Source organism: Pseudomonas sp. 1121_17 (genome assembly GCF_052850745.1).
Genome location: NZ_VXCX01000003.1, coordinates 372,270 through 393,092 on the forward strand (window position 1 = coordinate 372,270; position 20,823 = coordinate 393,092).

At 62.7% G+C, this 20,823-nt stretch carries 17 protein-coding genes and 1 pseudogene; 4 read left to right on the forward strand and 14 right to left on the reverse strand.

Going from position 1 to position 20,823, the window contains the following annotated elements; all coding sequences use genetic code 11:
- Positions 1-514: 514 nt before the first annotated feature.
- A pseudogene (locus FW789_RS09290) lies at positions 515-1,495 on the forward strand (nitrate- and nitrite sensing domain-containing protein); the annotation flags it as partial.
- Positions 1,490-2,356 (forward strand): methyl-accepting chemotaxis protein, encoded by an 867-nt coding sequence (locus FW789_RS09295; protein ID WP_371411602.1) that lies wholly within the window; start codon positions 1,490-1,492, stop codon positions 2,354-2,356. The pseudogene FW789_RS09290 and the gene FW789_RS09295, both read left to right, overlap by 6 nt.
- Before the next feature lie 80 nt (positions 2,357-2,436).
- Here FW789_RS09295 and FW789_RS09300 read toward each other — a convergent pair whose 3' ends face one another.
- Genes FW789_RS09300 through zwf form a run of 3 tightly spaced genes read right to left on the reverse strand, consistent with a single transcriptional unit; the run spans position 2,437 to position 5,298 of the window.
- The gene (locus FW789_RS09300) at positions 2,437-3,111 is read right to left on the reverse strand and encodes a bifunctional 4-hydroxy-2-oxoglutarate aldolase/2-dehydro-3-deoxy-phosphogluconate aldolase (RefSeq protein ID WP_181088623.1); all 675 of its coding nucleotides are present in this window, start codon (positions 3,109-3,111) and stop codon (positions 2,437-2,439) included.
- A gap of 17 nt (positions 3,112-3,128) precedes the next feature.
- On the reverse strand, positions 3,129-3,842 hold the full coding sequence (pgl, locus tag FW789_RS09305; RefSeq protein WP_446431359.1) for a 6-phosphogluconolactonase: 714 nt from the start codon (positions 3,840-3,842) through the stop codon (positions 3,129-3,131).
- The gene (gene zwf, locus FW789_RS09310) at positions 3,829-5,298 is read right to left on the reverse strand and encodes a glucose-6-phosphate dehydrogenase (protein ID WP_101316985.1); all 1,470 of its coding nucleotides are present in this window, start codon (positions 5,296-5,298) and stop codon (positions 3,829-3,831) included. Before zwf ends, pgl begins: the two co-directional genes overlap by 14 nt.
- A gap of 211 nt (positions 5,299-5,509) precedes the next feature.
- Between zwf and hexR the strand changes: the two genes are divergently transcribed.
- On the forward strand, positions 5,510-6,373 hold the full coding sequence (gene hexR, locus FW789_RS09315; protein WP_178080816.1) for a DNA-binding transcriptional regulator HexR: 864 nt from the start codon (positions 5,510-5,512) through the stop codon (positions 6,371-6,373).
- Here hexR and FW789_RS09320 read toward each other — a convergent pair.
- The 11 genes from FW789_RS09320 to edd all read right to left on the reverse strand — a co-directional run bounded on the left by FW789_RS09320 (position 6,366) and on the right by edd (position 19,518).
- A complete protein-coding gene (locus tag FW789_RS09320) occupies positions 6,366-7,220 on the reverse strand; it encodes a D-hexose-6-phosphate mutarotase (RefSeq protein ID WP_446431360.1) in 855 nt (284 codons plus the stop codon). The two genes, hexR and FW789_RS09320, sit on opposite strands and share 8 nt — an antisense overlap.
- Before the next feature lie 146 nt (positions 7,221-7,366).
- Complete coding sequence (locus FW789_RS09325) at positions 7,367-8,710, reverse strand: carbohydrate porin (RefSeq protein WP_446431361.1); 1,344 nt, start codon at positions 8,708-8,710, stop codon at positions 7,367-7,369.
- Between the two features lie 37 nt (positions 8,711-8,747).
- Positions 8,748-9,902 carry an ABC transporter ATP-binding protein gene (locus FW789_RS09330; protein ID WP_103436229.1) on the reverse strand — a complete coding sequence of 385 codons (1,155 nt, stop codon included), beginning with the start codon at positions 9,900-9,902 and terminating at the stop codon, positions 8,748-8,750.
- Positions 9,903-9,905: 3 nt separating this feature from the next.
- The gene (locus tag FW789_RS09335) at positions 9,906-10,751 is read right to left on the reverse strand and encodes a carbohydrate ABC transporter permease (protein WP_340613204.1); all 846 of its coding nucleotides are present in this window, start codon (positions 10,749-10,751) and stop codon (positions 9,906-9,908) included.
- A complete protein-coding gene (locus FW789_RS09340; RefSeq protein WP_101316973.1) occupies positions 10,744-11,652 on the reverse strand; it encodes a carbohydrate ABC transporter permease in 909 nt (302 codons plus the stop codon). Before FW789_RS09340 ends, FW789_RS09335 begins: the two co-directional genes overlap by 8 nt.
- Before the next feature lie 80 nt (positions 11,653-11,732).
- Positions 11,733-13,019, reverse strand: coding sequence for an ABC transporter substrate-binding protein (locus FW789_RS09345; protein WP_446431362.1), 1,287 nt, complete (start codon positions 13,017-13,019; stop codon positions 11,733-11,735).
- Positions 13,020-13,135: 116 nt separating this feature from the next.
- Entirely contained in the window at positions 13,136-14,365 is a 1,230-nt protein-coding gene (locus FW789_RS09350) for a D-mannose isomerase (RefSeq protein ID WP_411563726.1), read from the reverse strand.
- Between the two features lie 127 nt (positions 14,366-14,492).
- Entirely contained in the window at positions 14,493-15,947 is a 1,455-nt protein-coding gene (locus FW789_RS09355) for an ATP-binding protein (RefSeq protein WP_103436225.1), read from the reverse strand.
- Positions 15,928-16,653: a response regulator gene (locus tag FW789_RS09360; RefSeq protein ID WP_103436224.1), complete on the reverse strand. Its 726-nt coding sequence runs from the start codon at positions 16,651-16,653 to the stop codon at positions 15,928-15,930. The genes FW789_RS09355 and FW789_RS09360 overlap by 20 nt, the downstream gene beginning before the upstream one ends.
- Positions 16,654-16,726: 73 nt before the next feature.
- A complete protein-coding gene (locus FW789_RS09365) occupies positions 16,727-17,695 on the reverse strand; it encodes a glucokinase (RefSeq protein ID WP_446431363.1) in 969 nt (322 codons plus the stop codon).
- Complete coding sequence (gene edd / locus FW789_RS09370) at positions 17,692-19,518, reverse strand: phosphogluconate dehydratase (RefSeq protein ID WP_103436222.1); 1,827 nt, start codon at positions 19,516-19,518, stop codon at positions 17,692-17,694. Before edd ends, FW789_RS09365 begins: the two co-directional genes overlap by 4 nt.
- Before the next feature lie 281 nt (positions 19,519-19,799).
- Between edd and gap the strand changes: the two genes are divergently transcribed.
- Positions 19,800-20,801: a type I glyceraldehyde-3-phosphate dehydrogenase gene (gene gap / locus FW789_RS09375; RefSeq protein ID WP_101316958.1), complete on the forward strand. Its 1,002-nt coding sequence runs from the start codon at positions 19,800-19,802 to the stop codon at positions 20,799-20,801.
- Positions 20,802-20,823 lie beyond the last annotated feature (22 nt).

Here is a 20,823-nt window from a genome sequence, read left to right on the forward strand (position 1 = left end):
AGTTCAGCGCCGTCCGTAGGAGCGGCCTTGTGTCGAGAAAGGGGTGCGAAGCGCCCCAACATTTCAGCTTCGCCCCGGACATCGCCGGGCCCGCTTTGCGGGCCTTTCGCGACACAAGGCCGCTCCTACAGGGATGCGCGTATGGCGAAAGCAAAGTTTGATGATCGAACCAATTATTTTTTATGTTGTAATTAATTAATCATGCACTGACATGGATCAACACTTTGTTTATTGCACTAACGTTGGGCAGCAAATTCTCCGACGAAATACGTCGCTTATTACCTTCGTTTTATTTGATTAAACATTTAACATAGTGGCTGCGTGCCACCAATGACAACAACAGCTTCGGCACTCGCCATAGTTAATTCTGCTCACAAGGATATCGAGGCCAAAGCCAATGTTGACCAACGCACCGCTACGCCAGAAACTGCTGCTGATATTGCTGTTCCCCCTGCTCGGCTTTCTAGTACTCGCCGGCCTGTTTCTGAACGACAACCTGCGCACCCTGCGGGACATGCAGGCCACCGTCAGCGCGAGCGGCACCGCCCAGTCGATCAGCCAGCTGGTTACCCGCCTGCAACGCGAGCGTGGCGCCAGCGGTGTGTTCATCGGTAGCCAAGGCAAGAACATGGGCGATCGCCTTGGTCAGTTTCGCCAGGACAGCAGCGCTGCACTGGAAACACTGCGCAACCTGCCGGAAAAATCCGCTGAGTTGAGCCAGACACTAAGCAGCCTCGAGCAACTTTCAGCGCTGCGTGGCCAGGTCGACGGTTTGAGCATCGACAGCACGCAATCGAGCCTGCGTTATACCGAACTTATTCAAAAGCTGATCGGCTATACCCATTCATTGGAAAACCGTGTCACCGATACATTAGTGGTGCAAGCACTCAGCGCGCTCAATCAATTTATCGAACTCAAGGAGCGCGCGGGCCGTGAGCGCGTCATCCTCGGCCTGGCATTCAATCAGGATCACTTCGATGCGGCACTGTTATCCCGCTTTAGTCGTAACCTGGGTGAATTCACCGCTTATAGCGAAGGCTTTATGCGCAAGGCACCCGCCAGTGTACTGAGCCAATACCAGAACGTTATTCAGAGTCCAGCGGCGCTGGAAGTGGCAAAACTGCACAAGCTCGGTTTCGACGTGCCATTGGGTCAGCCCCTGAATACCAAGCCTGAAGCTTGGTTCGAACTGGCGACCCAACGCATCGACCAAATGAGCGAAGTCGAAACCAGCCTGGCGCAGACCGTCGGCCAACTTGCCGAGCAGGCCCGCAGCGGCGCCGCCCGCGCGCTCTGGCTGACCGCTATCGGTGCAGCGCTGGCGCTGCTCTGCGTGGCTCTGCTGGCATCGCTGATCATCCGCAGCATGGGCCGGGCGGTGCATGACATCAACGCTACCCTGAATGCCCTGGCCGGTCGCGATCTGACCGCACGCACCCACTATCGCAGCCAGGACGAATTTGGCCAGATCGCCGCCAACCTCAACCGCATGGCCCAGGAGATCACCGAGATCGTCCAGGAGATCGGCAGCGCGACTGCTCAGGTGGCCACGGCTGCCGAAGAGTCGTCGACCGTCACCCTGCAAACCAGCCGCAGCGTCGAACAGCAACGCCAGAGCACCGAACTGGTCGCCACCGCGATCAATGAAATGAGCGCCACCGTACGCGACGTGGCCCAGAGCACCAGCGATGCAGCCAACCTCTCCCAGCAGATCCATGGCAGCACCGTGGTGGGCCGCGAGGAGATCGAAACCACCATCATGCTGATCCGCGAGTTGTCCAGCCAGGCCCAGCAGACCGCCACCATCATCGATGAGCTTAAGGACGAGAGCGACGCCATTACCTCGGTGCTGGACGTGATTCGCGGTATCGCCGAGCAAACCAACCTGCTCGCCCTCAACGCCGCTATCGAGGCCGCCCGCGCCGGCGACCATGGCCGTGGCTTTGCTGTCGTCGCCTCGGAAGTGCGCACGCTGGCTCAGCGCACTCAGGAGTCGACCGGCAATATCCAGCAGATGATCAGCAATCTGCAGGCAGGCTCGGACCGCGCCAACGCCTCGATGCTGGAGACCCTGGGCAAGGCCCAGTCAGGCGCCGAACGTATCGGTCGGGCCGGCGAATTGCTCGGCAATATTGCCGAAGGCGTAGCCACCATCAACGACCGCACTATCCAGATCGCCTCGGCCGCTGAAGAGCAGAGTGCGGTCTCGGAAGACATCAGCCGCAACGTCAACGAGATCAACGACCTGGTTATCCAGGTCAGCGCCGGCGCCCAGCAGACCGCCGTCACCAGCCAGGAACTGGCGCGCCTGGCCGAGCATCAGCAGCAACTGGTCAGCCGCTTCCGCCTGGCCTGACTGCCAGCAGCTTTATCCAAGGCAAAAAAAGGGGCGCTGACCAAGCGCCCCATAAGCCGTGTAGCACACAACGAATTCAATCAGTCGAACAATGCCAGCGCCTCGGCGCTGCATTCAGTGATGCGGTTCCAGTCGCCGTTCTTGATCCAGCTGCTATCGAGCATCCAGGTGCCACCCACGCACATCACGTTGTTCAGCGCCATGTAGTTGCGCACATTGCCTGGATTGACGCCGCCGGTTGGGCAGAAGCGGATATCGCCAAACGGCCCGCCAAAGGCCTTGATCGCTGCCACGCCACCGCTGATTTCGGCCGGGAACAGTTTGAAGCGGCGGTAACCGAGGGCGTAGCCCTGCATGATCTCCGACGGTGTGCTGATGCCTGGCAACAGCGGAATGTCACTCTCTACACCAGCAGCGAGAATGTCGGCAGTGATCCCCGGGGTCACCACAAACTGTGCGCCTGCGGCCTGGACAGCATTGAACATGCCGCGATCGAGCACAGTGCCGGCGCCGATGCACAGTTCCGGGCGCTGCTCGCGCAGCACTTCAATGGCCTTCAAGCCATGCTGCGAGCGCAGGGTTACTTCCAGCGTGCGAATGCCGCCAGCGGCCAGAGCATCGGCCAGCGGCAGGATGTCCTGCTCACGGGCGATGGTAATCACCGGCAGGATCCGTGCAGCGGCGCAGATCGCATCGATCCGCGCGGTTTTTTCGGCCATCGACAGCAAAGGCTGGGGGCGTTCAAGGGTGGTCATGACAGTGGATCCTTGGCTCATGGGCACCAGTAGATGCTCAGGGGGTCGTGAAGAAAGGCGCGAATCGGCATTTCGCTGGGGTCATCGCCCGCCAGCGCGGTGCGCAGGGTCGCCAGCTTGCCGGCCCCCTGCACAGACAAAGCAGTAAAGGCAGCGCTGCCCAGCAAGGCGCGGGTCATGCTCAGGCGCTGATGCGGTACGCTTGGCGCAAGCATCGGCAACACCCGCTGCTCGCCGACCTTGGCCAGGCCCTGGCGCAACAACGGGCTGGCCGGGAACAGCGAGGCGGTATGGCCATCGTCACCCATACCCAGCACCAGTACGTCGATCGGCGGCAACTCGGCGAGGGCTTGATCGGCCTGCTCGGCGGCGGCCTCAAGGTTGCCGGCGTTTTGATACAGGCCGATGAAACGGGCCTTGGCCGCCGGGCCTTTGAACAGGTGCCGGGCCAACAGGCCAGCATTGCTGTCGGCATGCTCGACCGGCACCCAGCGCTCGTCGGCGAGGCTGACGGTGACCTTGGTCCAGTCCAGCTCGGCGCTGGCCAGCTGTTCGAGAAACGGCACCGGGCTGCGCCCGCCAGACAACACCAGGCAAGCCCGGCCTTTTTTGGCAATGGCTTGGCGCAGACGCTCGGCGACATCCGCCGCCAGGCGTGCAGCCAACGCCTTGGCATCAGCCAGTTGGTGCGTCGTGACGACGCTTGGCAGTTGCAGTTCAGATATCGCCATACCATGACCTCCCATCACGTGTGATCAGTGCAATCGAGCTCATCGGCCCCCATGAACCGGCCGCATAGGGCTTGGGCGCGTCGCCGGCGTTTTTCCAGCCAGCGATCAGCTGATCGCACCACTTCCAGGCATATTCGATTTCGTCCTTGCGCACGAACAGGTTCTGGTTGCCGCGCATCACTTCCAGCAGCAAGCGCTCGTAGGCATCCGGAATCCGCGCACTGCGCCAGGTATCGGAAAAATTCAGTTGCAGCGGGCCGCTGCGCAGTTGCATGCCCTTGTCCAGGCCCTGCTCCTTGGTCATCACCCGCAGCGAAATACCTTCGTCCGGCTGCAGGCGGATGATCAGCTTGTTGCCGATCTGCAAGCGCTGTTCCGGAGCGAAGATATAGTGCGGGGTTTCCTTGAAGTGGATGACGATCTGCGACAGCTTGCCGGGCATGCGCTTGCCGGTGCGCAGGTAGAACGGCACCCCCGACCAGCGCCAGTTGCGGATATCGGCACGCAGGGCGACGAAGGTTTCGGTATCACTCTGGGCGTTGGCATTGTCTTCTTCGAGGTAGCCCGGCACTGGCTTGCCATCGCTGTAACCGGCGATGTACTGGCCGCGGACCACGGCGGTGCTGAGGGCCTCGCCGGTGATCGGCGCCAGAGCCTTGAGCACCTTGACCTTCTCGTCGCGGATACTGTCGGCCGAGAGGTCGCTGGGCGGGTCCATGGCAATCAGGCAGAGCAGCTGCAGCAAGTGGTTCTGGATCATGTCGCGCAGCTGGCCGGCCTTGTCGAAGTAGCCCCAACGGCCTTCGATACCGACCTTTTCGGCCACGGTGATCTCCACATGGGAGATCGAATTCTGGTTCCACTGAGTCTCGAACAGGCTGTTGGCGAAGCGCAGGGCGATCAGGTTCTGCACCGTCTCCTTGCCCAGGTAGTGGTCGATGCGATAGACCCGGCTCTCGGGGAAGAACCGCGCCACCGCGTCGTTGACCCGCCGCGATGACTCAAGATCGTGCCCGATGGGCTTTTCCAGCACCACCCGGGTGCGCTCGACCAGGCCGGCCTTGTCGAGGTTCTCGCAAATCGCGCCGTATACCGCCGCCGGGGTGGCAAAGTAGGCGATCAGAGGCACGCCAGGGGCGGCCTGTTCAGCCAGGGTCTGATAGCCCTCGGGTTGGAGGAAATCCAGATGCAGGTAGCTCAGCCGGGCCAGAAAGCGCCCAAGCGTAGCCGCTTCGATATCGGCATCGGGCACAAACCGGCGCAAGTGCGCTTCGATGTTGGCCAGGTGCTGCTGGCTGTCACCGGCCTCGCGGGCCAGCGCCAGCAAGCGCGAATCGGCGTGCAGGAGGCCGGCACGGTCGAGCTGATAAAGCGCGGGGAACAGCTTGCGCAGTGCCAGGTCGCCCAAGGCGCCAAACAAGGCAAAGGTGCAAGGTTCAACACTGATCGCAGCCATGATGTTGGTTCTTTCCTAAAGTTGACCTAGGAATATCGTTTTCAACCGCACTTTTCAAGAGGTAATGTAGTAAAAACCACAACATTGCCGACAAGTGTTACAGACAAGTGGTAGATCAACCCCTACCGACAGTACGATAGACAACCCTGCAAAAAGCCTGCTGTAACGCCAGCCGGCTGTCTTCTCGACCCAAGGACATACCATGGACCGCGTGCGCAACCTCCTGGAACAGATCCAGGGACGCCTCGATGAGCTGAACAAGGCCGAACGCAAAGTCGCCGAAGTCATCCTGCTCAACCCGCAACAGGCCACCCGTTTCAGCATCGCCGCACTGGCCCAGGCGGCCAAGGTCAGCGAGCCGACCGTCAACCGCTTCTGCCGCTCGTTCGGCGTCAGCGGCTACCCGGAACTCAAGCTGCAGCTGGCGCAAAGCCTGGCCAGCGGCGCCGCCTACGTCAGCCGTGCGGTCGAGGCTGATGATGATCCGGCCGCCTACACCCAGAAGATCTTCGGCAGCGCCATCGCCTCGCTCGACAGCGCCTGCCAGCAGCTCGACCCGCAGCAGGTCAGCCGCGCCGTCGACATGATGATCCAGGCCCGCCAGATCCACTTCTTCGGCCTCGGCGCCTCGGCCCCGGTGGCACTGGACGCCCAGCACAAGTTCTTCCGCTTCAACCTGGCCGTGTCGGCCCACGCCGACGTGCTGATGCAGCGCATGCTCGCCTCGGTAGCACACACCGGCGACCTGTTCGTGATCATCTCCTACACCGGGCGCACCCGTGAGCTGGTCGAGGTTGCCCGCGTAGCTCGCGAAAACGGCGCCTCGGTGCTCGGCCTGACCGCCGCCGGCTCGCCGCTGGCCAATGCCTGCAGCATGAGCCTGCATATCCCGCTGCCGGAAGACACCGACATCTACATGCCGATGACTTCGCGGATCATCCAACTGACCGTGCTCGACGTCCTGGCCACCGGCATGACCCTGCGCCGCGGCGTCGACTTCCAGCCGCACCTGCGCAAGATCAAGGAGAGCCTCAACGCCAGCCGCTACCCGATCGAGGACGACGAGCTCAATTGAGCCGGTGCGCCTGCAGGCTCAGGTGCGCCTGCTCGCCCGGCGCCAGGCTCAGGCCAGCGGTGCTGCCGCTGGCGGCTTCGACACAGACGAAGCGCTGACTCTCGCGGCCACTGACGCCCATCAGCGGGCGGCTGCCGGGGTGCCAGACCACGGTGTCGTCGCTGTCGCCGGTATCGATACACAGCTCGCGGTCCCAGGTCGGGTCGTGCAACTGCACCGATGAGGTGCCTGGATACACTCGCTGGCAGCCGCCACCGACCTTCAAGGCGCCCTTCTGCCGGCAGCTCTGCCGGCTCAGCTGGTCATAACCTTCAATGTTTTCGAGCCCAGACAGCGCTATCTTGGCAACGTCACTAATACGCCAGTAAGCCAGCAGAGCGTGACTCAATTGGCAGGTTTCGCTGTCCTGATGCACGGTGCTGAGCTTGAGCTCCATGTTCTTGCCGAGCCGCGCGTGCAGGTCGACCTGCCACTCACACAGCTGCAACTGCCACACCAGGGTCACACCGTCATCGTCGGATGTGCTGCTCAGCAGCTTCCAGTCCAGTAGCCGGGCCCAGCCATGGGTAGGCCACAGGTCTTCGCTGGGGTGGCGCCCGTACCAGGGCCAGCACACCGGCACTCCCCCGCGGATCGCGCCAACTTGCGGCCATTGCTCGGCACACCACAACCACGGCCGTTCGCCGCTCGGCTGAAAGTGCAGCAGTTGCGCACCCTGACGGCTGAACACCGCCTGGCAGTGCGGGTGATCGATGATAAGGACATCGCGCTGTTGATGACGCTCCCACTCGAAGACGGACCTGGGCCGCTGCGGGGTGAACAAGCAGTAGAGCGGATGTTCGGGCATGGCTGGTAACTCTTGTTGTCATTAGGGCCGCGGTTGCCGGCCAAACGCGTCGCCACGCACTGCTGAAACAGCCTGCGTGACAACGGCTGGGCGACAAGCGACCGCAGTGCGGTCGCTACGATGGCGTAAATTTACAACATTTAGTCTCAGAATGACGACTGAATCTTCAGCCCTGCGACCAGCGCGTTGTCGACTTCATCAACCCCACCTGGGCTTTTGATGTACTGCAGGTTGGGCCGCACGGTCAGCCAGTTGGTGACGTGGAAGCCGTAGTACAGCTCGGCGGTGTACTCGGTGCGCTGCAGCGGCACAAAGCCCATGTCGTTGTAATCACTGATACCGCTCTGTGCGTTGAGCTGCTCGGCGCGCTTTTTCACGTCATCGTTGACGTGGATCCGGGCGATGCCGAAGCCGATGTCATCCTTGGGCCGTGAATCGAAAGCACCTTTGTAGACCATGCCGACTTGCTGGTAGTTGTCGACCACGTTGGTGGCCTTGTCGTGCACGGTGAAGTTGGCGAACAGGCTCAGGCCACGATTGACGTCACCGGCATGTGCGGTGACTTGCTGCTGGGCCACCACCCACCAGCCGTGCTTGCTCGAGTGCGACTTGAAGCCGGCGCCGCTGATGCCCTGGGCATTGCCGTTGACATCCTTGTAGACGTCATCGGCCGAGGCCGTGCTGTAGTAATAACCCAGGCGGTATTCACCCGGCAGGCCATTGACCTTGGGCTGCCAGACCGCCTCGACCGGAATGATCGCGCCTTTGGTGCCACTGCCGCTGAGCTTGAAGCCGTTGCCGGTTTCGAGGTTGGACGGGTTCTGCTCGAACGCACCGACCTGCACGAAGACTTCCGGGGTGATGTTGTACTTGACCCGCAATGCCCACTGGCTGACGGGCCAGTTGTACCAGATGCCGCCGACCCAGTTACCCACCTGCGAGCCGCAGAACGCCAGGTTCTGGAAGTCGCAAGGGAAGCTGTTGAAGTCCTCGCCCGGGCCGTAGCGGCCGAATTTGACGTCCAGCGCGCCATCGAAATACTTCTGCTTGATCCACATCTGGGTCAGCCGCCAGGTCTGGCCGCGGCCCCAGACTTCCTGCACCGAACTGAACTGACCGGCGCGCGGGTCGCTGATGCGGTCGTTGGACAGGTTGCGGCCGCTGCGCTCGGTGACCGCCAGCTTGAACTCGGTGTCGTGCCAGCCGAGGATCTTCTCCAGGTCCAGGTGCATGCCGAGGGCGAACTGGTCGCTGTAGCGCGCAGTCTTGTCGTCGTTGTAACCGCCATTGAGGTTGCCGGCGACCTCACCGACGTAGTCGAGGGTGAAGTCGTAGCCCTTGTCGAGCAGCTCGGTGCGGGTGCCGCCCCAGTCGCCACTCATCCATTTCGATTCGCTGGAGAAGGCCTCGGCGGCCTGTACGCTGCTGCTGCCGACCACGGCCAGCAAGGCCAGCGAACCCAACGTGCTGATGCGATTGCGATGTTCCATCCCTGTGCGTCCTCTTTTCTTGTTATGAAGGGGCCAATCAACGGCCCGCGATGTGGGCAACGTTATCTTGCAAGGGTGCGGCGTGGCGAGCCAGGTGCAGGCGCTCACCGGTTTGCGCGTCGAACAGCAGCACCCGTGCCGGGTCCAGCTGCAGGTTGAGGGTGTCGCCGACCTGGCAGCTGATATCCGGCGCCAGCCGGCAGCACAGCTTGGTCTGGTTGACGGTGACGAAGACCAGCAGGTCCGGCCCGGTCGGCTCGGTGATCTGGACTTCGGCGCGCAACAGCGACAGGCCGTCGCCCCCCCCTGCACCGAGGCTGATCTGCTCGGGACGAATGCCGAGAATCACTTCACGGCCATCGAAGCCTTGGCTGGCCGCGCCCAGCGCCAGCTCGCAGCGCGCCTGGCCACTGTCGAGCAGCGCCAGCACACGGCCGCCCTGCTCGCGCAGGCGCACCGGCACGAAGTTCATCGGCGGCGAGCCGATGAAGCTGGCGACAAACTGGTTGGCCGGGTCGTTGTAGATCTGCTGCGGGGTGCCGAACTGCTGGATGATGCCGTCCTTCATCACCGCCACTTTGTCGCCCAGGGTCATCGCCTCGATCTGGTCATGGGTGACGTACACCGTGGTGGTTTTCAGCCGTTGATGCATCAGCTTGATTTCGGTGCGCATCTCGACCCGCAGCTTGGCGTCGAGGTTGGACAGCGGCTCGTCGAACAGGTAAATCTTCGGCCGCCGTGCCAGCGCCCGGCCCATCGCCACGCGCTGCTGCTGGCCGCCGGAGAGCTGGCCCGGCTTGCGCGTGAGCAGGTGTTCGATCTGCAGCAGCTTGGCTACCCGCGCCACTTCTTCGTCGATGGCTGCCTGGGGCAGCTTGCGGATCTTCAGGCCGAAGGCGATGTTGTCGCGCACGCTCATGGTCGGGTACAGCGCATACGACTGGAACACCATGGCGATGTCGCGATCCTTCGGGCTCATGCCGCTGACGTCGTCGCCATCGATCAGGATCGCCCCGCCGCTGATGCTCTCCAGGCCAGCGATGCAGTTCATCAAGGTCGACTTGCCGCAGCCGGAAGGGCCGACCAGGATCAGAAACTCACCGTCCTTGATCGCCAGCTGGATGTCTTTGAGTGTGTCTGGCACACCAGTGCCGTAGGTCTTGTTGACGTTGCGAAGTTCGAGTGTGGCCATGACTTACCCCTTGACTGCGCCGGCGCTCAGGCCACGCACGAAATACTTGCCTGCGACCACATAGACCAGCAGGGTTGGCAGGCCGGCGATCATTGCCGCGGCCATGTCGACGTTGTATTCCTTGGCCCCGGTGCTGGTGTTGACCAGGTTGTTGAGGGCCACGGTGATCGGTTGCGAGTCGCCGCTGGAGAACACCACGCCGAACAGAAAATCGTTCCAGATCTGGGTGAACTGCCAGATCAGGCAGACCATGATGATCGGCGTCGACATCGGCAGAATGATCCGCCCGAAGATGGTGAAAAACCCGGCACCATCCAGCCGCGCTGCCTTCACCAACGCATCGGGGATGGTCACGTAGTAGTTGCGGAAAAACAGCGTGGTGAACGCCAGGCCATACACCACATGCACCAGCACCAGGCCAGCCGTGGTGTTGGCCAGGCCGAGCTTGCCGAGGGTGAACGAGGCTGGCAGCAGCACGGTCTGGAACGGCAGGAAGCAGCCAAACAGCAGCAGGCCGAAGAACACCTGCGAGCCACGGAAACGCCACATCGCCAGGACGTAGCCATTGAGTGCGCCGAGCGCGGTAGAGACCAGCACCGCCGGTACGGTGATCATGATCGAGTTCCAGAAATAGCCACTGACCGTGGCCCAGGCCTTGGCCCAGCCGATGCTGGTGACCACCGCCGGCCAGCTGAGCAGGTTGCCGCTGCCGATGTCTTCCGGGGTCTTGAAGCTGGTCAGCAGCATCACCACCAGCGGCACCAGGTACAGCAGCACGGCAAACAGTAATACCGCATGAATGGCCAGCCGGCTGAGGCTGATGGCCGGTTTGTCGAGGCGGCTAGTCATGGCGTTTGTTCCTCAGCTCCGAGTACAAGTAAGGCACCAGAATCGCCAGGATCGCGCCCAGCATGAGGATCGCGCTGGCCGAACCCATGCCCATCTGGCCACGGCTGAAGGTGAACGAGTACATGAACATGGCCGGCAGGTCGGACGAGTAACCCGGGCCGCCAGCGGTCATCGCCGCCACCAGGTCAAAGCTCTTGATGGCGATGTGCGAGAGGATCATCACCGCACTGAAAAATACCGGGCGCAGGCTGGGCAGAACCACCTGCCAATAGATCCGCGGCAAGCTCGCACCGTCGATCTGCGCAGCGCGGATGATCGACTGATCGACCCCGCGCAGGCCGGCCAGAAACATCGCCATGATGAACCCGGAGGCTTGCCAAACGGCAGCGATCACCAGGCAGTACACGACCCGGTCGGGGTCGATCAGCCAGTCCAGGCGAAAGCCCTCCCAGCCCCAGTCGCGCATCAGCTTGTCCAGGCCCATACCGGGGTTGAGCAGCCACTTCCAGGCCGTGCCGGTGACGATCATCGACAGCGCCATCGGGTACAGGTAGATGGTGCGGATAAACCCTTCGCGGCGGATACGCTGGTCCAGCAGGATCGCCAGCAGTACTCCGATGACCAGGCTGATGCCGATGAACAGGCTGCCGAACACCAGCAGGTTCTTGCTCGCCACCCACCAGCGGTCGTTGTCGAGCAGGCGTGCGTATTGCGCCAGCCCTGCCCATTTGTAATTGGGCAAAAAGGTCGAGGTGGTGAACGAGAGGACAAAGGTCCACAGGATATAACCGTAGAAGCCCACCAGGATGATGACCATGGTCGGCGCCAGTACCAGTTTAGGTAACCAGCGCTGCACGGCGTCCAGGGGTGAGGCCCGCAATTGCGCGGTCGCAGTAGTCATGGCAGCGATACCTGTCAGTACAGAACGTTAACTGAGGGTGGCGTGCAGCCGCCGCGAGGACGGCTGCGCCGGACCAGCCGTTACTGGGCGGACTTGATCGCCGCGCCGAGCTTTTTCGCGGCATCGGCCGGGTCGGCCTTGGGGTCGTTGATGTAGTTGGTGACCACATCGAAGAACGCGCCCTGCACTGCCAGGTTGGTCGCCATGTTGTGCGCCATGCTTGGTTGCAGGCCGCCGGTCTGGGCGTCGGCAAGGAAGTCCTTGGCCGAGGTCTGCGCGCAGGCATCGAAGCCATGCTTGGCCATCTCGACGAGCATGTCCTTACGGACCGGGATCGAGCCCTTGTTGGTGCTGAACAGCTTCTGGAAGTCCTGGCTCATCACCACTTTGGCGATGTCCTGCTGGCCAGCCGAAGTGCCGACGTCCTTCTGCTTGAACACCACCAGCGAGTCGATGTTGTACGTGAAGGCCTTGTCGGTACCCGGAAACGGCACGCACTGGTAATCCTTGCCGGCGACCTTGTTGGCCAGGGTCCACTCGCTCTTGGCCCAGTCGCCCATGACCTGCATGCCGGCCTTGCCGTTGATGACCTTGGCTGCTTCCAGGTTCCAGTCCTGGCCTTTGCCGTCAGCGTCCATGTAGGTAGCGACGCGCTTGAGTTCGGTCAGCGCCTTGACCATGCCCGGTCCGGTCAGCACCTTTTGGTCAAGATCAACCAGCGCCTGCTTGTAACCGTCGGCGCCCATTACCGACAGCACCACCGCTTCGAACACGGTGCTGTCCTGCCATGGCTGGCCGCCATGGGCGAGCGGGATGAAGCCGGCTGCCTTGAGTTTTTCGGCTGCGGCGTAGAACTCGTCGAGGGTGGTCGGCGCCTTATCGATGCCGGCCTTCTTGAATACTTCGGGGTTGATCCACAGCCAGTTGACGCGGTGGATGTTGACCGGCACAGCGACATAGTCGCCCTCGTACTTGACGGTGTCGGCGACTTTCTTCTCCAGCAGGCCGTCCCAGTTCTGCTCTTTGGCCACGTCCTTGAGCACGTCACTGTCGAGCAGGCCGGTGGAGGCCCACTCCTGGATGTCCGGGCCCTTGATCTGGGCCACGCCTGGCGGATTGCCGGCCACGGCTCGGCTCTTCAGTACGGTCATTGCGGTGGCACCGCCGCCCCCGGCAACAGCGCCATCTTTCCAGATGAAGCCGTCTTTTTCGATTTGAGCCTTGAGTACATCGACAGCAGCCTTTTCACCACCAGAGGTCCACCAGTGCACCACTTCGACCGAGCCTTTGGCATCGGCGGCAGACGCGCTCAGGGGCAGCAGGGAGGCGAGGGAAATCGCGGCGGCGAGACGCAGAGTGGAGTTCATCGCAATACCTTTCTTGTTGTTATGCAGGGCAAGACTGTCGCTTGCATTGCACAGGAGTGTAATAACCCGGCAAGGCCCCTCAGGTAACGAAGCGCTGCGCGATTGTCATCAGTTGGTTACATTCGCCGGGCGAGGCCCGTGGCAAGGCTTGGCGCCAGTGCCAGGGTGGGCAACAGCACAGCCTGATAAGCGTGATAGAGGTCCGGTTTGCCCGCCCATATCGTCGCACTGGGGAGGTTGTCCGGGCTCAGTTCGTGGTGCCAGCTGCCGGCGTCGTTATCGATCAGATGGGCCTGGATGAACGCCCAGAAACGCCCGTACCAGCACTGGTATTGCGCCTCCCCCGTGCGCTGCCACAACGCAGCGGCAGCGGCGCTGGCCTCGGCATGCACCCAGTGCAGGCGCTGGCGTACTACCGGGCGTTGTTGCCAGTCGAGGGTGTAGACGATTCCGGGGGCGCCGTCGGTGTGCCAGGCGTGCTCACAGGCGCTGGCAAACAGGCCGCGTGCGTCGGCCAGTAGCCAGTCGGGTGTCGGTAGATCGGCCAATTGCAGCGCAGCTTCAAGGTGCAGCAGCAGCCGCGCCCACTCGAAGCCGTGGCCGGGAGTAACGCCGTAGGGTCGGTAGCCATCGGCGCGGTTGTCGCTGTTGTAATCGGTGAGCGGCTGCCAGTGCAGGTCGAAGTGCTCGATCACACTGAAGCCATTGGCACGCGCATGGCCGTGGATCACCCGCTCGACGATGCGCAGCGCACGCTGCAACCAGATCGGCTCGCCAGTCACGTCGGCAAGGGCCAAAAACGCTTCGGTTCCATGCATGTTGCTGTTGGCCCCGCGATAGGCCTCCTGCTGCTGCCAGTCGCGACTGAAGCTTTCGCGCAGGGCACCCTCGCTTTCACTCCAGAAATGCGCCTCGATGATCTCGATGGCTTGCGCCAGCAAGGCCGGCGCAGCAGCGCTGCCGGCCACCTGCGCAGAACTCGCAGCGAGGGCAACGAAGGCGTGCAGGTAAGCGGCTTTGATGCTGTCGCCAGCGGGAGCGGCGCTGGCGTACCAGCCGCCATGCTCGACATCGCGCAGCGTGCCGGCCAAGGCGGCGATGCCGAGCTCAACCAGCTCCAGACAACCGGGCCTGCCTTGTAGATGAGCCAAGGCAAAGCTGTGGGTCATCCGCGCGGTGGTAATGGTGTCGGCAATTGCGTCGGCGGCGAGGTGGCCGTAGCTGTCGAGATTGCCGAAGCCGAGTTCCAGCTGTGAGGCTCTGGCGAAGACCAGCAAACGCTGCCCTTCGGCATCCAGCCAGGCACTGTGCGGCCCGTCGATCAACGGCGATTGAGCATCATTCATCGGCCTGCTGCATCCTTGTCGAGAACAGGCACGGCGCCTGTCGTGGCGGTCAAGTCTAGCCAGAGTGCTACGGCCAATAGGTCACAAAGGCCGCCATTGGTGTCACTGGCCGGTGACCAAGCGTTGCTCACTCGGCGCTGCGCGGCAGGCACAGGGTAACCCGCAGGCCGCCCTCGCGCAGGTTGAGCAGACTGACTTCACCGCCATGACTGTGGGCAATATTGCGCGCGATGCCCAGGCCCAGGCCATAGCCTTGCTGCTGCCCGGCCAAACGAAAATGCGGCTCGAACACCTGCTCCATTTGCTGCTGCGGCACACCCGGACCGTGGTCATCGACCTGCAGCACAAAGCCCTCCGGGCCATCGATGATGCGCAGGTGCGCGCGCTCGCCGTACTTGATCGCGTTGTCGACCAGGTTGCCGATGCAGCGGCGCAGGGCCAAGGCCTTGCCCGGATACGGTGCCAACGCCCGCCCCTCGACAGTGATACGGCCGTCACGCAGGTACGGTTCAGCGAGAATTTCCAGCAGCTGGTTGAGATCGATCGGCTCGATGTTCTCGTGGATATCCGTGTCTTTGACGCACTGCAGTGCGCCTTTGACCAACAGCTCCAACTCGTCCAAATCACGGCTGAACTGCGCTTGCAGGCGTTCGTCTTCAAGCAGCTCGACGCGCAGGCGCAGGCGCGTGATCGGCGTGCGCAAGTCGTGCGAGATCGCGCTGAATAGCTGGCTGCGCTCGGTCAGGTAACGGCTGATGCGCTCGCGCATACTGTTGAAGGCGCGACCTACCTCGACCACTTCGCTGCCGCCACCCTCGGTCACCGGCACCACATCGGCGCCCAGCGACAGATCGCGGGCCGCGCGGGCCAGACGCTTCAACGGTCGACTTTGCCAGTGCACCAACAGGCCGATGAACAGCAGCAACATGGCCGTGGTCAGGGCAATGAAGCCGATCTGCTGACGCGGCAGGCGCTCGGCCTCAAGGCTGGTGTAGGGCTCCGGCAGCAGCGAGGCGATGTACAGCCACTCGCCTTCGGCCAGGCGGATCTGGTTGACCAGCACCGGCGGGTTGAGCGGTTCCAGGGTCAGCGAATAATGCGCCCACGAGCGCGGCAGCTCATCGAGCTTGAGGCCGCTGTTGAAGATGCGCAGCTGATCGGGGCTGACGAACTCGACCGAGACTTCCACCTGCTGGCCGAGGCGCTCGTGCAGCACTTGCTGGAACACGTCGATGACTGCCTGCTTGCGCGGAGTGATCGGCAGCGTGGCCATGTCCAGCGGCTTGTCGTTGAGCGATACGAAAAAGCGCGTGCCGCCCATGCTGCGCAATTGGTCGAGGACCATTGGCCGATAGGCCACCGGCAACGAGCGGAAGTAACTGACACTGGCGCTCATCGAGTGGGCCAGGCTCTGCGCGCTGGCGCGCAGGCCCTGCAACTGGCTGGCGCGCAACTGCGCCACCCAGATCAAGCTCGACAGGCCCTGCGCCAGCAATACCACCAGCAGGGTCAACAGCAGCATGCGCCCCAGCAGAGAGCGCGGCAGCAGGCGCCAGCGACGCTCAGTGGCTGCGGTTGACATGTGCCGCCAGCAGGTAGCCACTGCCGCGCACGGTGCGGATCAGCCGTGGCGGTTTGTCGGTATCGCGCAGGCGTGAACGCAGGCGGCTGACGGCCATGTCGACGATACGGTCGAGCGGCATCGGCTCGCGGCCACGGGTAGCATTGCCAATGGTGTCGCGGTCGAGGATCTGCTGCGGGTGGTCGAGAAACAGTTTGAGCAAAGCGAAGTCGGCGCCCGATAGAATCACCTCTTCACCGTCGCGGTGGAACAGTCGATGGCTGACGGTGTCCAGCTGCCATTCGTCAAACGCCAGCACGGCACTGGCGGGCGCTACCTGGCCAAACTCAGCACGGCGCAGTAAGGCCTTGATCCGTGCTTGCAACTCCCGTGGGCTGAACGGTTTGCCGAGGTAGTCATCGGCGCCCAGCTCCAGGCCGATGACCCGATCGGCCTCGTCGGAACTGGCGGTGAGCATGATGATCGGCACCCGCGACTGGCGCGGGTGCTGGCGCACCCAACGGCATAAGCTGAAGCCGTCTTCGTCGGGCAGCATCACGTCGAGAATCACCAGGTCACACGTCGTGCTGTCCAGCGCCTGGCGAAAACCCTGGCCATCGGCCTCGGCGCGCACCTGAAAACCCGAACGGCTCAGGTAGGTCTGCAGGAGTTCGCGGATGTCATGGTCGTCATCGACCATCAGGATCGATCGGGCGGCAGTGCTCACTAAAATACCTTCCTCTGGTGCACGCGGGTCTAGCTGCCCGCTGTTATTGAGGTCGTCTTGCCTGGGGCGGTGGTCAGTTGCGGGGCAAACTCATCGTCTGCTGCAGCGCCACACCGGCACCCAGCAAGCCGGAAAACTCAGCGGTGACCAACCATACCGGGATCCCGTCAAAATAGCCGCTCATGCAGCCCTTGTCGGCAAAGCTGGCAGCAAAACCGCTGCGCAGGAACAGCTCGGCAAACCGCGGGATCACGCCACCGACGATATACACCCCGCCGCGCGCGCCGAGGGTGAGTACGTTGTTGCCGGCAACCCGGCCAAGGAAGCAGCAAAACTGTTCGATCACGGCCAATGCCTGCGGCTCACCAGCCAGCGCAGCCTCGGTGACTTCAGCTGGGCTCAGGTGAACTGGCTGAACACCATCCAGCGCGCACATCGCCTGATACAAGCGCACCAGGCCGCCGCCGCTGAGCACGGTTTCGGCACTAACATGGCCAATCTGGCTCTGGATCTGCTGATGGATCGCCGCTTCACGCGCGTTACCCACGGGCAGGTCGACATGGCCGCCCTCGCCCGGCACCGCCATCCACTGTTGCTGGTTGAGGTGCAACAAGCTGCCGACGCCCAGCCCGGTGCCAGGGCCGATCACCAGCGCCGGACGGGCTGGGTCGGCGTCACCGGCGCATACCGCCTGGAATTCACCTGGCAGCAAACGGGTCATGCCCAGCGCCATCGCCGAGAAGTCGTTGAGCAACAGCAGCTGCTTGACCTGAAGCATGTCGCAGAACGCCCGGCGGCTCAGCCGCCAGTGGTTGTTGGTGAACTGGAACTCATCGCCATCCACCGGCCCGGCAACCGCCAGGCATACCGCCGCGAGCTCACCGCGTGCGATGCCCTGCTCCTGCAGGTACGCCTGGATCGCCTGCTCCAGGCTGGTGTAGTCAGCCGTCGGCAACACCCGCACGGCGTGCAGCTGGTTGTCGCGCCAAAGGGCAAAACGTGCGTTGGTGCCACCGATGTCGCCAACCAGCAACTCATTCACTTGAGATTCTCCAGGCCAGAGGTAAAGGCGCTGGCGCCCTGTTCCGCTGAACTGAACGCCATGCGCATGAAACCAAACAGTTCGCGTCCGCAGCCCAGGTCATTGCCCTGGGGTGCAGGCGGCAGATCGCGGCTGGCCAGCTCTTCGGCCGAGACCATCACCCGCAAGGTGCCTTCGACACCATCAACGCGCACCATATCACCATCGCGCACACGTGCCAGCGGGCCGCCGTCGAACGCTTCCGGGCAGACGTGGATCGCCGCCGGGATCTTGCCCGAGGCGCCAGACATACGCCCATCGGTCACCAGCGCGACCTTGAAGCCGCGGTCCTGCAGCACGCCGAGAAACGGCGTCATCTTGTGCAGCTCGGGCATGCCGTTGCAGCGCGGGCCCTGGAAGCGCATCACCGCGACGAAATCGCACTCCAGCTCACCGGCCTTGAACGCATCGGCCAATGCCTGCTGATCTTCGAACACTCGCGCCGGCGCTTCGACCACGCGGTGCTCGGGCGCCACGGCGGAGACTTTCATCACGCCGCGGCCGAGGTTGCCTTCCATCACCCGTAGGCCGCCCTCGCTGGAGAATGGCCGCGAAGCCGGGCGCAGGATGTTCTCGTCCAGGCTTTGCAACGGGCCCTCGCGCCAGACCAGCCGGCCATCTTCAAGGAACGGCTCCTGGGTGTAACGGCGCAGGCCATGCCCGGCCACGGTATTGACGTCGTCGTGCAGCAGGCCGGCATCGAGCAGCTCGCGAATCAGGAACGACATGCCGCCGGCGGCCTGGAAGTGGTTGATGTCGGCTTTGCCATTGGGGTAGACGTTGGACAGGGTTGGCACGACCTCGGACAGGTCAGCCATGTCCTGCCAGGTCAACTGGATGCCGGCAGCCTGGGCAATCGCCGGGATGTGCAGGGTGTGGTTGGTCGAGCCGCCGGTGGCATGCAGGGCGACGATCGAGTTGACCAGGGCCTTTTCATCGACGATTTCGCCCAGCGGCATGAAGCTGCCGCTGGCTTTGGTCATGCGCGTGACCTGCTGCGCAGCTTCGGCGGTGAGGGCATCACGCAACGGCGTGTAAGGATTGACGAACGAGGCGCCGGGCAGGTGCAGGCCCATCACTTCCATCACCAGCTGGTTGGTGTTGGCGGTGCCGTAGAAGGTGCAGGTGCCGGGGCTATGGTAGGAGTTCATTTCCGACTCGAGCAGCTCTTCGCGGCTGGCCTTGCCTTCGGCATAGCGCTGGCGCACATCGGCCTTTTGCTTGTTGGAAATGCCCGACGGCATTGGTCCGCCAGGGACGAAGATGGTCGGCAGATGGCCGAAGCGCAACGCGCCCATCATCAGGCCAGGGACGATCTTGTCGCAGATGCCGAGCATCAAGGCGGCGTCGAACATGTTGTGCGACAGGGCAATGGCAGTGGACATCGCGATCACTTCGCGGCTGGCGATGGCCAGCTCCATGCCCGGCTCACCCTGGGTGACGCCATCGCACATGGCCGGCACACCACCGGCAAACTGGCCGACCGAGCCGATCTCGCGCAGCGCCTGTTTGATCTGCTCGGGGAAATGCTGGTACGGCTGATGCGCCGAAAGCATGTCGTTATAAGCCGAAACAATTGCCACGTTGGCGGCATTCATCATGCGCAGACTGTGTTTGTCTTCGCTACCGCAGCCGGCCACGCCGTGGGCGAAGTTGGCGCACTGCAGGCTGGCGCGCATCGGGCCGTCACTGGCCGCACCGCGAATCAGTTGCAGATAACGTTCACGGGTAGGACGGCTACGTTCGATCAGCCGTTGGGTGACCTCTAGGATGCGCGGGTGCATGTACTGAACTCCAGTCTGACGGTAAGGGTGATCTGAAGCGGGATTTCCCCTCCCCCCGATTGCGACCTAGGCTCAAGTGAAACCTGCCTGGTGCACCGTGGAAGCAGCTCGCCCGACCACTCGTTGTATGTTTACACAAAATACTGCCATCAAAAGGGCTTGTTTTCTATCCCATAACGCATAATCTTGTAATTCCAATAACAAAATCGTTTCAGTGAATGCGTGCTCCGCGGCAACAGATCTTGTGCCACAGCCTTCACCCGACTGCCAGAGGTATTACCATGACCCTACGCATCGCCATCAACGGATTCGGCCGTATCGGGCGCAACGTCCTGCGCGCACTGTATACCCAAGGCTACCGGCAAGACCTGCAGGTCGTCGCCATCAACGATCTGGGCGACAGCGCGATGAACGCCCACCTGCTCAAGTACGACAGCGTCCACGGCATTTTCGATGCACAGGTCGAGGCCGATCATGAAAGCCTGACCGTCAACGGCGACCGCATCGCGGTCAGCGCCATCCGTAATCCGGCCGAGCTGCCGTGGAAGGCCGAAGCCATCGACGTCGTGTTCGAATGCACCGGGCTGTTCACCGACCGCGCCAAGGCTGCAGCACATTTGAGCGCCGGCGCCGGCAAGGTGATCATTTCGGCGCCAGGCAAGGGCGTTGACGCCACCATCGTCTACGGGGTCAACCATGATGTGCTGCGTGCCTCGCACCAGATCATCTCCAGCGCCTCCTGCACCACCAACTGCCTGGCGCCGATTGCCCAGGTGCTGCACCGCGAGTTCGGCATCGAGCAGGGTTTGATGACTACCATTCACGCCTACACCAACGACCAGGTCCTGACCGACGTGTACCACAGCGACCCATACCGGGCGCGTTCAGCCACCCAGTCGATGATCCCGAGCAAGACCGGCGCCGCCGAAGCGGTCGGCCTGGTGCTGCCAGAACTGGCGGGCAAGCTGACCGGCATGGCCGTGCGCGTGCCGGTGATCAATGTGTCGCTGGTGGATCTGACCGTCAACCTCAAGCGCGAAGCCAGCGCCGAGCAGGTCAACCAGCTGTTCCTCGAAGCCAGCCGCCACTCGCGGGTACTGGGTTACAACGCCCTGCCGCTGGTGTCGTGCGACTTCAACCACAACCCGTTGTCGTCGATCTTCGATGCCAACCACACCCGCAGTAACGGTCGCATGCTCAAGGTGCTGGCCTGGTATGACAACGAGTGGGGCTTCTCCAACCGCATGCTCGACAACTGCCTGGCGCTGCACAACGCGCAGTAAGGTGGCTCGCCCAGCAGGCAGC

Coding starts and splice junctions, on each gene's coding strand:
- FW789_RS09300 (WP_181088623.1), bottom strand. CDS start 3,111: ATGACCACCCTTGAACGCCCCCAGCCTTTGCTGTCGATGGCCGAAAAA.
- pgl (WP_446431359.1), bottom strand. CDS start 3,842: ATGGCGATATCTGAACTGCAACTGCCAAGCGTCGTCACGACGCACCAA.
- gap (WP_101316958.1), top strand. CDS start 19,800: ATGACCCTACGCATCGCCATCAACGGATTCGGCCGTATCGGGCGCAAC.
- edd (WP_103436222.1), bottom strand. CDS start 19,518: ATGCACCCGCGCATCCTAGAGGTCACCCAACGGCTGATCGAACGTAGC.
- FW789_RS09355 (WP_103436225.1), bottom strand. CDS start 15,947: ATGTCAACCGCAGCCACTGAGCGTCGCTGGCGCCTGCTGCCGCGCTCT.
- FW789_RS09325 (WP_446431361.1), bottom strand. CDS start 8,710: ATGGAACATCGCAATCGCATCAGCACGTTGGGTTCGCTGGCCTTGCTG.
- FW789_RS09330 (WP_103436229.1), bottom strand. CDS start 9,902: ATGGCCACACTCGAACTTCGCAACGTCAACAAGACCTACGGCACTGGT.
- FW789_RS09345 (WP_446431362.1), bottom strand. CDS start 13,019: ATGAACTCCACTCTGCGTCTCGCCGCCGCGATTTCCCTCGCCTCCCTG.
- zwf (WP_101316985.1), bottom strand. CDS start 5,298: ATGGCTGCGATCAGTGTTGAACCTTGCACCTTTGCCTTGTTTGGCGCC.
- FW789_RS09320 (WP_446431360.1), bottom strand. CDS start 7,220: ATGCCCGAACATCCGCTCTACTGCTTGTTCACCCCGCAGCGGCCCAGG.
- FW789_RS09350 (WP_411563726.1), bottom strand. CDS start 14,365: ATGAATGATGCTCAATCGCCGTTGATCGACGGGCCGCACAGTGCCTGG.
- FW789_RS09335 (WP_340613204.1), bottom strand. CDS start 10,751: ATGACTAGCCGCCTCGACAAACCGGCCATCAGCCTCAGCCGGCTGGCC.
- FW789_RS09340 (WP_101316973.1), bottom strand. CDS start 11,652: ATGACTACTGCGACCGCGCAATTGCGGGCCTCACCCCTGGACGCCGTG.
- FW789_RS09295 (WP_371411602.1), top strand. CDS start 1,490: ATGGCCCAGGAGATCACCGAGATCGTCCAGGAGATCGGCAGCGCGACT.